The organism is uncultured Flavobacterium sp., from assembly GCF_963975005.1.
Taxonomy (GTDB): domain Bacteria; phylum Bacteroidota; class Bacteroidia; order Flavobacteriales; family Flavobacteriaceae; genus Flavobacterium.
On the sequence record NZ_CAXBFR010000101.1, the window covers coordinates 1 to 10489 of the forward strand.

General features: G+C 29.9%; 10 protein-coding genes. 1 reads left to right on the forward strand and 9 read right to left on the reverse strand.

From position 1 onward, the window contains the following. The coding region (carB, locus tag AACZ53_RS11280; RefSeq protein WP_339838414.1) for a carbamoyl-phosphate synthase large subunit at positions 1-1805 on the forward strand (1805 nt) is incomplete at its 5' end. A 306-nt stretch (positions 1806-2111) separates the two neighbouring features. Here carB and AACZ53_RS11285 read toward each other — a convergent pair. The 9 genes from AACZ53_RS11285 to AACZ53_RS11325 form a co-directional block, all read right to left on the reverse strand. Continuing rightward, positions 2112-2690: a cytochrome b/b6 domain-containing protein gene (locus tag AACZ53_RS11285; RefSeq protein ID WP_339838417.1), complete on the reverse strand. Its 579-nt coding sequence runs from the start codon at positions 2688-2690 to the stop codon at positions 2112-2114. Between the two features lie 295 nt (positions 2691-2985). After that, positions 2986-3819 (reverse strand): WG repeat-containing protein, encoded by an 834-nt coding sequence (locus AACZ53_RS11290; protein WP_339838420.1) that lies wholly within the window; start codon positions 3817-3819, stop codon positions 2986-2988. 12 nt (positions 3820-3831) lie between these two features. Next, positions 3832-4074 (reverse strand): WG repeat-containing protein, encoded by a 243-nt coding sequence (locus tag AACZ53_RS11295; protein ID WP_339838423.1) that lies wholly within the window; start codon positions 4072-4074, stop codon positions 3832-3834. A gap of 615 nt (positions 4075-4689) precedes the next feature. Further along, positions 4690-6516 carry a mechanosensitive ion channel family protein gene (locus tag AACZ53_RS11300; protein WP_339838426.1) on the reverse strand — a complete coding sequence of 609 codons (1827 nt, stop codon included), beginning with the start codon at positions 6514-6516 and terminating at the stop codon, positions 4690-4692. A gap of 290 nt (positions 6517-6806) precedes the next feature. Beyond that, positions 6807-7910: a linear amide C-N hydrolase gene (locus AACZ53_RS11305; protein ID WP_339838429.1), complete on the reverse strand. Its 1104-nt coding sequence runs from the start codon at positions 7908-7910 to the stop codon at positions 6807-6809. 32 nt (positions 7911-7942) lie between these two features. Beyond that, on the reverse strand, positions 7943-8353 hold the full coding sequence (locus AACZ53_RS11310; RefSeq protein WP_339838432.1) for a phosphate-starvation-inducible PsiE family protein: 411 nt from the start codon (positions 8351-8353) through the stop codon (positions 7943-7945). A 213-nt stretch (positions 8354-8566) separates the two neighbouring features. Further along, positions 8567-9361, reverse strand: coding sequence for a hypothetical protein (locus AACZ53_RS11315; RefSeq protein ID WP_339838435.1), 795 nt, complete (start codon positions 9359-9361; stop codon positions 8567-8569). A gap of 183 nt (positions 9362-9544) precedes the next feature. After that, entirely contained in the window at positions 9545-10159 is a 615-nt protein-coding gene (locus tag AACZ53_RS11320) for a hypothetical protein (RefSeq protein ID WP_339838438.1), read from the reverse strand. A gap of 46 nt (positions 10160-10205) precedes the next feature. Further along, positions 10206-10376 (reverse strand): hypothetical protein, encoded by a 171-nt coding sequence (locus AACZ53_RS11325; protein ID WP_339838441.1) that lies wholly within the window; start codon positions 10374-10376, stop codon positions 10206-10208. Positions 10377-10489 lie beyond the last annotated feature (113 nt).

Consider the following 10489-nt stretch of genomic DNA (forward strand, 5'->3'; position numbering starts at 1 on the left):
CGACTTTAGATTATGTAATTGTAAAAATACCACGTTGGAACTTCGATAAATTTGAAGGAGCAGACAGAACCTTAGGACTTCAAATGAAATCGGTTGGTGAAGTGATGGGAATTGGACGTTCGTTCCAAGAGGCGCTTCATAAGGCTACTCAGTCGTTAGAAATTAAACGAAATGGGTTAGGAGCTGACGGAAAAGGATATAAAAACTACGAACAAATTATTGAAAAACTAACTTTTGCAAGTTGGGACAGAGTTTTCGTAATTTATGATGCTATTGCGATGGGAATTCCATTAAGCAGAATTCACGAAATCACTAGAATTGACATGTGGTTCTTAAAACAATATGAAGAGCTATTTCATATAGAAAGAGAAATTTCAAAATATAAAGTAGATACTTTACCAAGAGAATTATTACTTGAAGCCAAACAAAAAGGGTATGGTGATAGACAAATTGCTCACATGATGGGTTGTTTAGAAAGTCAAGTCTATAAATTACGTGATGAAAAAAATATCAATCGTGTTTTTAAATTAGTTGATACTTGTGCTGCCGAATTTGAAGCCAAAACACCTTATTATTATTCCACTTTTGAAGCAGAAATTGAAAAGCCTGACGGAACAAAGTATGTTGATAACGAAAGTATAGTAACGGATAAAAAGAAAGTGATTGTTTTAGGTTCGGGACCAAATAGAATCGGACAAGGAATTGAGTTTGATTATTCATGTGTACATGGAGTTTTAGCGGCTAAAGAATGTGGTTACGAAACTATCATGATTAATTGTAATCCAGAAACAGTTTCAACCGATTTTGATACCGCTGATAAATTATATTTTGAGCCTGTTTTTTGGGAACATATTTATGATATCATTCGTCATGAAAAACCAGAAGGTGTGATTGTTCAACTAGGAGGACAAACGGCTTTGAAATTAGCTGAAAAACTATCAAAATACGGAATTAAAATATTAGGAACTTCATTTGACGCTTTAGATTTAGCTGAAGATAGAGGTCGCTTTTCTGAATTGTTAACCGAATTAAAAATACCATTTCCACAATTCGGAATTGCTGAAAGTGCTGAACAAGCCTCGCAATTAGCTGATACTTTAGATTTTCCATTATTAGTTCGTCCTTCTTATGTTTTAGGTGGGCAAGGAATGAAAATAGTAATCAACAAACAAGAACTAGAAGAGCATGTAATTGATTTATTAAAGTCAATTCCAGGTAATAAATTATTATTAGACCATTATTTAGACGGAGCTATAGAAGCAGAAGCTGATGCCATTTGTGATGCTGATGGAAATGTATATATAATTGGAATAATGGAGCACATTGAACCTTGTGGTGTGCATTCTGGTGATAGTAATGCAACTTTGCCACCTTTTAATTTAGGTGAATTTGTAATGCAACAAATCAAAGAGCATACACATAATATTGCAAGAGCTTTAAAAACAGTCGGGCTAATTAATGTTCAATTTGCCATTAAAGATGATACGGTTTACATTATTGAAGCCAATCCAAGAGCTTCTAGAACAGTGCCTTTTATAGCCAAAGCTTACGGTGAACCTTATGTAAACTATGCTACAAAAGTAATGTTAGGGCATAATAAAGTTACTGACTTTACATTCAATCCACAGTTAAAAGGTTTTGCAATTAAGCAGCCAGTTTTCTCATTTAGCAAGTTTAAAAATGTAAACAAAGCTTTAGGACCAGAAATGAAATCAACTGGTGAAAGTATCTTGTTTATAGATGATTTAAAAGATGATCAATTCTACGAATTATACTCAAGACGAAAAATGTATTTGAGTAAGTAGTAAAAACAAAAAAGTCCTCTGAATTGAGGACTTTTTTATTATAGTCTAAAAAAATTTGCGAATAGCTCTTAAATAATTTTTTTAAATTTTTATTGATTGAAATGCATTACTTGCTAAAATAAAATACAGTCAAAATCCCGAGTAGTAAGGGTTTTTCCGAAGGAAAAACCAAGCCCAAGCCGTTGTGCAAAAACGTTGCTACTCACTGGCTATTTTTTCCATAAACTTGCTAGCATTGGCAATTATAATATTCCTGTAAAAATGAAAACATTATGCAATCCAGTCAATTGTTGTTTTTTCGTGCTTTTAATTTTCCTTTTTAGAGCCGCTTACAATTCTTGAAATTATTCCTTTTTGATTTGTAAATTCTGCTACGAATACACCAGCTACATGGATTATGATAAAACCAACTAAGTAATAAATACTAAGTACATGGATTTCTTCCATTGGTTTTTTTAATTCTTTTGATCCAAATTCTATTATTAGTCCAGTAACCAAAGATATAACAACACAGAGATAAAAAATGATATATGTCCATTTTTGAAATTTCTCTTTTATAGATAGATTTTTAACAAGAGGATTTTGAAACTTCATATGTCCAAAAAGTGGAAGTATAAAACGCAAACTAAATAGGCCAGTTAAGACATAACCAATGTAAATATGCCAATTCCACATAGGTTGTCTTATCTTTTTTGCTAAAACGATTAGTTGGTCTTGAGATAAAACCTGGTCAGTACCACTCAAATAATTTTGCATGATGGCTGCAATATTATTTTTATTCATCCACGTTAATCGCAAAAAAATAGTAATTAACAATAGCAGTAATGAGAACGCTATTGTCCAATGAATTATTCGATATATTTTTGAATACTTTATATTTTCCATAAGGTTTGTTTTTAGTAGGAATTTCTATCTTACTTATCACAAATTTACGATAGGACTTTAATTCAAAGTATGACTTTTATCACATTTGTTTTTTTTTGTTGGTGAAAAGTAATAGCTTTTTTTAAGTGCTGATTATTTAGCTGATTTAAACTTGTGGGTAACGTGTTTCAATTAGATTTCAGTGACTTTGATTAAAGACTGACCACAATATATATACAAATTTACGATTGTTGAGGTTTTTCGTTGGAATAATAAGGCTAAAGTCGTTGTGCAAAACCGTTGTTGCCCACAGTTTTTATTCCTCGCTATATTCATAAAGTTGTTCTGTTTTCCCATCTAATTTTCTAAAATTACCAATTATATATTCATATTTTGGTTTAATTTTAAAATTACCACTTTCATCAATAAATCCCCACTTTCCGTTGATTTTTACAGGTGCCAAATCATATTTAAAGCCACGTGCATCTTCATATTTGAAGTCGATAATTATATCTCCTTTATTATTTATATATCCATATTTACCATTTCGTTTTGCAACAGCCAAACCATTTTTACTGAAATATGTGAGATTTTCGTAAATCGGTTTTATTAAAATAGTCCCAGTTGTATCAGCCAATCCATATTTTTCTTCAGTTTTATACCACATATACTTTCCTTGTGGATAACCAAATGCCCTATATTTCTTTTGCATTATAGTATCTCCAAATCTATTTATTTTTCCTAAAGTGTTTGTGTTAGCAGAACCAATTAACGGAAAGTTTCTTTTTGTCTTAATATATTCAATCGTGTCTATAATTTTTCCAGACTTGTTAATTATGCAATCGTAGAATTTGGGTGTTAAAACGATATAATTGTCTTTTACAGATTTTGTCGTGTCTATAGTTTTAATTTCAACTTCTGCAAATCCATTTTTAAATTCATAAGCGATTGAAAATAAGGTGTCTATTTTTAAATCTCCTTTAATATCTATATATCCCCATTTTCCATTTTCCTTGAATTGAACTGAAGCCAAGTCTTCTGAAAAATCTTCTGCGTCGGAAAGAGGTTTTTTAGTTATTAAATTTCCTTCTAAATCTGCAAAATTATAATGGTTTTTTGTTAGAACTAAAACTCTGTCGTTTTCAACCAACCCAATGAAATCCTATTTGTAATCAATTACTAATTCTCCATCTGTATTTATTAATCCTTGTTTTCCATTCTTATATGTATCTGCAAAACCATTGTAAAAATTATTTATAGAGTCGAATGTTGGTTCGATAAGCCACTTTCCTTTCGAATTTATCACTCCGTATTTACCATCAAATTTGGCTGGAACTACTACAGTTTTGTCAACTGAACAGCTTATTATTAAAAGTAGAATTATGATGTAATTAATGGCTTTCATAAATTGTGGGCTACTTGTTTGTTTGTATGACTGAGTCTACATTCCCTCCTCAATTAAAGCGGCTATATATGAAACTCATCCTACTTATTAAAAACTAAAGTAACTAAATAATTTATCTTTTATGGCAGTTTAATTACTTATTTCACCATATAATCTAAATAGGTTACTATTTTCATAGATACTTATACCTTGCAATTATACAGATAAAACATAATAGATAATTATAGGAAACCGTAAGCATATTAAAAAAAACTTCTTAGTTGATAAACCAAGAAGTTTTATAGGTTGATTTTTAGTTATATTATTATTATTCTTGTGTTGCGGATTTTGATTGTTTGGAGTGTAAGCACATGGTTTTATGGTTATATAGAACGTTTTGCTGTATGGCTAGTAAGTAATTGCAAGTGATTTCATATCAAAGTACATAAAAACCTGAAGCGGAGTACAACCTTTCGCATACCCCTGAAATCCTTATTGTCTAAACCACATGTTAGCGTTTCGCCCTTTATTTTTTGTTTGTCCACATTTCATATTTATTACTTTTACAATATGGATTATCAAATAGTTTATACTTATTTGTATGTTTTTATTTTGACATTAAAAAGAGTTGTTTTTTTAATCATTTGACAAATAATCTGTTGGAATTGTTGTCATATTTCCATCTCTTACAGCCCGATAATGCGGTGATAGGATTTCAATACCCTTTTCATTACAAACATCCTGAATATTTTGATGCAAATTAGAATAAATCCAAGCTTGTTTGCTTGCTTCTTTTGTATAGGCATTAATTTGATAAGCAACATAGAAATCTTCGAGACTTGTTTGTAATACAAATGGATTAGGATCTTTTAATAGCATATCCGTTCTTAAAGCAGCTTCTATCAATGACTGATGCATATCTTTCCATGGAACATCGTATCCAATGGTTACGGTAGTATAAATGATCAATCCTTTTTCATTAGCTTCGCTTGTATAATTAATAGTATTACCTGATAGAACAGAGGAGTTCGGAATGGTAATAATTTCATTTTTTATTGTTCTTATTCTTGTAACCAATAAAGTTTTTTCCACTACATCACCTGTAACATCACCTATTTTTATACGGTCGCCAATCTTAAACGGTCGCATATATGTGATTACCAAACCCGCCACCATATTGGCAATAGCTGTAGATGAACCTAATGAAAATAGAAGACCGATAAATACTGAAACCCCTCTAAATATATTTGAATCCGAACCTGGCAGATGTGGAAATATAAGAACAAACATAAAAGCATAAAGTAAAAATTTCACTATGCTAAATGTTGGCACTGCCCAATCTGAATGAAAACCGGATATTTTAAGTTTTTCAGCCTCAATTTCAGTAAAAACGTATTTTACAAAACGAATAAAATACTTTGTTACGAAATAAATAACCAAAATACTAATCAGGTTAGGTAGATATTCCCATACTGCAATTATAATACCTTTAAATGGAGACCATATTAAAAGGAAAAGTGCATCAGCCCAATTCTGGGAGAAAGGAAAAATGCTAAATATAATCGGCAGGGTTATGTAAAGTAATGTAGCATAAACAAACCAACGAAAAACTTTAATTAATAATAAAATAACCCGCATTTCCTGCTCTACCGTCAAGAAAGTATAATCATTATAGGACAAATTTTTAAGCCACTTTTCCTTGTTTATATTTATAAAATCTAACAATCTTATGTATCCTTTGCCAAGTATCCTAATGATTAGCAATGCAAGTACAATAACCAGTATCACCAACCCAATTCTTTTTAGCAACTTTAATAAACTATTCTCTTTTTTTGCTTCAATTATTGAATCCTTAACTTTGACTTTGAATTCATCAGCCAATTCAAACGTATTTTTATTATACCACATCCCATCTGTTTCGGAAATACTCATGATAATAGTTTCTCCATAAACAATATCAAATGTATTTTCTGTTTGAATAACTACAATGGAATCGATTTTCAAAAAATCATCTTCATACAACTTTTCGATTTTCTTAGAAATATTACTTGCTCTTTCTTTGGGTGTTGATGCTCCAATTTTTGAATAGACAAAAAACAAAGTATCTTCCATGACACTAATTACAGGAAATCCATTGGCTGATTTTTGTAATGAATCTATTTTTGCTTTTTTACCGGCAATTCTTTGTGCCTCCTTTTCTTCAATTTCTTTTAGTTGTTGGAGTAGCGCTTTCTTTTGTGAATTATCAGTTGTTTTTAGAGAATTTAGTTGAATTTCTATATCAACTTTTTTTATTGAGTCGGCCAAGCGCTGTTGCTCTATTTCCCCATAGCGCTTATTATAATTCTTCAATAAAACAATATTTACAGAATCCTTGTAAGTAAAAGTATCAGCCTGGCCTGTGGCAACATAATTACAAAGTAAAAATGCTGCACAAAATATAATTAGATTAATTAGTCTCATTTCAATTCAATTTAGTAGTAAAAATAGTTAGAAAAAAGCCAGAAATACAAGACACTATTTTATTACTGACATTTTATTTGCATCTTTGACTTTGTTGATAATTTCTATGTCACTGCTCAGACTTTTAGAATGAACTCTAACGTTTTGTGTGTTTGAGAATTAGCATATTTAAAAGTACTTCAGATACCGTTTGACAGTAGCTTTTTTTAAAAACTCTAGACCTTTTATTTTAAAACGAATACGCTATTTTTATATACGCTGTTGGCAGTGGTTTTATTTCTTTTTATTATTTAATTGGGTGTTACATCTTTAACTGTATTTGTTTTCAATTCATCATCATCAATTATTTGCTCTTTTACTGTAGCAAAATCAATTGCGTTTAAATCAATTTTTCTAATCTGTCTATTCCACATTGTATGATAATAATACACTTTGTTTTTTAAATCAGATGCAGAAGTTACTTGAGTTGCACTAACTATATCAGTCGGTAGGTGTTCTTTTGGCACTTGAGCTCCTAATGGTATATTGAAATTGTCCAAAATTCTAAACGATTCGAAAACAGCATCAAGGCTTGTTTCTAAAGGGCGACACGAAGCAGTAAATGCAGCTGCTCTAACAAATCTTGATGGTGGAGTAAAATCACCTGGCAAGCCAATCAATCCGGAACCACCGCCCAATGGCTTTAAATTGTAACCATCAAAACTCATTTGGCTATTCGGATTTGTTGAAAGACTAAGATAATTTCTTTGATTAATTAAATGCCAATCATAAGTTGGAGAATTTGTAATTACACCAATATACGGGTCATAAACCTTTACTTCACCATTGTTAACTATTTCAATTATTTTGCTGTTACCACTTGGGTCAACAATTTTGAAATGAAAAGGAAGTGCTGCTCCGCCAAATTCTTTATTGTCGACATTTACGACAATAACATTATTTAAATTGTCAATAATTTCGTCTACTGTTTTAAACGATGACAACATCCATTGCATTAAATCTCCCACGCTCATTGAGTTTTCTGCTTTTGTGCTTTCGTAAATAGCGTATTCAGCAAAGTCAGGCAGATAATATACACCCACGTATAGTCCTTCTTCATTTAAGCCATCAGGCCCATAGGGTTGGCCATATGCTGTAAGGGTTACAAATCCATAATTTCCTTTCCATTTTTTTCCGTTATATCCCTCAGGTGTTTGACCAACGAATTGTTTATTACGAGGTACAACTAAAATCTTGTTATGCTGTGCATCGTTTAGCGCCCACTCAACAGTGCGGGAAACAACGACACCTCCGTCAGTAGATTTTAGAGTAATTCCTGTGCAAGGATATGCACTAATACTAACCATTAGTAATGCCAAATGAATGGCAATTATTTTTTTAAATTTATTTTTCATTTTCACTAGTTTTAAGAATAAATATTTTAATACTATTTAACATTTTCTTTCTTCGATAAAAAATAATATCCGATACAAAAAGAAAGTATTAATATGGCAATGCCAATAAGTATAAGGTGTTCAGAGTGCTTAATATCCATGGTGATAACTTTTCTTACTATTGCCGTGATAGCAACTAATAAAATAATTTTCACTTTACTTAATATAGTATTGTGATGATTTTTAAATGTCTCTAATATTTCAAGAGTGATTAAAATATTAAAGAAGATTGGAACCCCAGAAAGACCCAACGGTCTTTCACTTGAAAATGAAAATCTATTTACCTCTCTATAAAAAACATAAAACAAACCTACTGTTTCAATAATGATAAATAAAATAGCAAGAATTGATAAGATTAAATAAACTAAATCTTCTGTTTTTGATATAATCTTGTCTTTTTTCATAGTTTTATGTTCAAATTAATAATTTTAATTGAGTACTTAAACTCTTCCATTTTGTCTAAAAATTACTGCCAACGTTTTCGGCTTTGCTTCAGCGGCTTGAGATTTAAAACTGACCACAACGAATATAAAACAAAATTACGAATCATAGAGGTTTTTCCGAAGGAAAAACCAAGCCCAAGCCATTGAACAAAACGGCTGTTGGGCGATGTTTTTTTATATTTTCCAATTATTTTTCATTGATTCCAATTTCGGAACAAGACAAGATTTTGTTTCATCAGTTTCAGAAACAAAGATTTTAATTTTATCTTCTATTTTTTTTTCAACCATTATTGAAAAATCCATTGTTTTTGATTTGCCAAATATTTTTTGTCCATTTCTATTTTCGTAATAATAGTTTATTAAAATACTTTGTCCAATACCAGAAATTGGTAATCCTGAATTTGGAACCATTGAGATTAATGTTGCGTCTTTCACAACGCCATTTTTGTAAAGATTATAATCAAGTAGAGCTGGAGTTAAACCAATAAATGAAAATATAGAACCAATAATGAAAAAGATTAAAGGTAAAATATAAAACATATAAAATGGAAAAGTAAAAGATTCCAAATTTTGAATTTTTGATTGATTTTCGAAAGTTTTAATTTTAATTTCGTTTCCAATTTTCATTTCATTAGTTTTCTCTAATTCCATAGTTTGGAATTTATCAGTTTTAGTTAAGCCTTTTTCTAAATATTCATAACTAATTCTTAATGGATGTTCACCATTTATTGTAACATTATTTACTGGTCTCAAATCAGTAATTTTTGCATTTAGTTCTGTACCATTTTGTTCAATTTTTTCAAAATTATATTTCTCATAAGGTTCAATAAATGAGTTTGTCATAAACAAAATACTTGGCAGAATTATAAATAATGATGAAAATACAAATATAATTCCAAGAATTGAAAATGGTCTTCTGTTTTTAATAAGCGTAATTAAATTCGAAAAAGTCACTTCTCTTTTATTCATTTTATATTTGGTTTGTTTTTTACGTTTCTACGGCAAAATATCGCCCAACGTTTTGCGGCTAGCGAAAGTGGCTTTGATTTATAACTGACCATAACAAATATAGACAAATTTTCGACTCATAGAGGTTTTTCCGAAGGAAAAACCAAGCCCAAGCCATTGTGCAAAACAGCGGTTGGCAAATCGTTATTTTTCAGAAGTTGCCCATTCATTGTATTCATTTACCAAATCTATTATTTTTTTCCCAATTTCTTTATCCTCTTCTTTTAAAAAAAATAAATCATCAAGTTTTTTTTGGATAGCTTCATTACTATGTAGATATAACTTTAATATTTTATAAACATCTTTAGTTAGTGTTAAATACCATTCATTATTTATTAATTCTGGCTTAGAGTCATAGATACCAATGTAAAATGAAGAGTATCTGTTTCCATTTGCACTTCCTCCGTAATGTAAATTATGACTAATTATAGCGTTAAAAATTTTAACTTTTCCATAAGTTAGTCGTTCTGCAAAAAATACTGTTCCAGAATATTCAGGATATTCAACTAAAGCTGGTTGTATTTTTTGAAAATATTTATTTTTCTTTGAGTCATACAACTCTTTTATTTCTTCATAAGAAAATTTTTTCTTTTCTCCATTATCAAGTTTAACTTTGATTTCTTTCGTTTTTATATTGAATTTTTCAACATAAATAGTGTCATTTAAACCCGTAATGACAAAACTTGATTTTTGAGAGTATAAATTATTATAAATTAAAAAAATAAATATTACTAAATGTTTAAAATCAATGTTTTTCATAATTTTAATATAAGTTTCTAAAGAGGATTTAATTAATATTAACTATCTAGTATTCTCCTTCGTCTTTGTCTTGTCCTAAAATAGGTTGACCTTTTTTAGTGTTTTTTATTGATTCAAATTTAGTTAAAAGTAATCGGAATATTGATAAGTTTTTTTTTAAAAATTTTCTTCGGGTTTTAATAAACTTACCAACATTTCTACGCAGCCTTTTTGGCATAGGATTTATAGGTTTGTTTGTTGTATTGTTTATGTACGTTTTGTGGTGTTTTTAAATCTAATGACCAGTGTAAACGTTCGTTATTGTATATTTTTACGGCTTGTGCTACTATT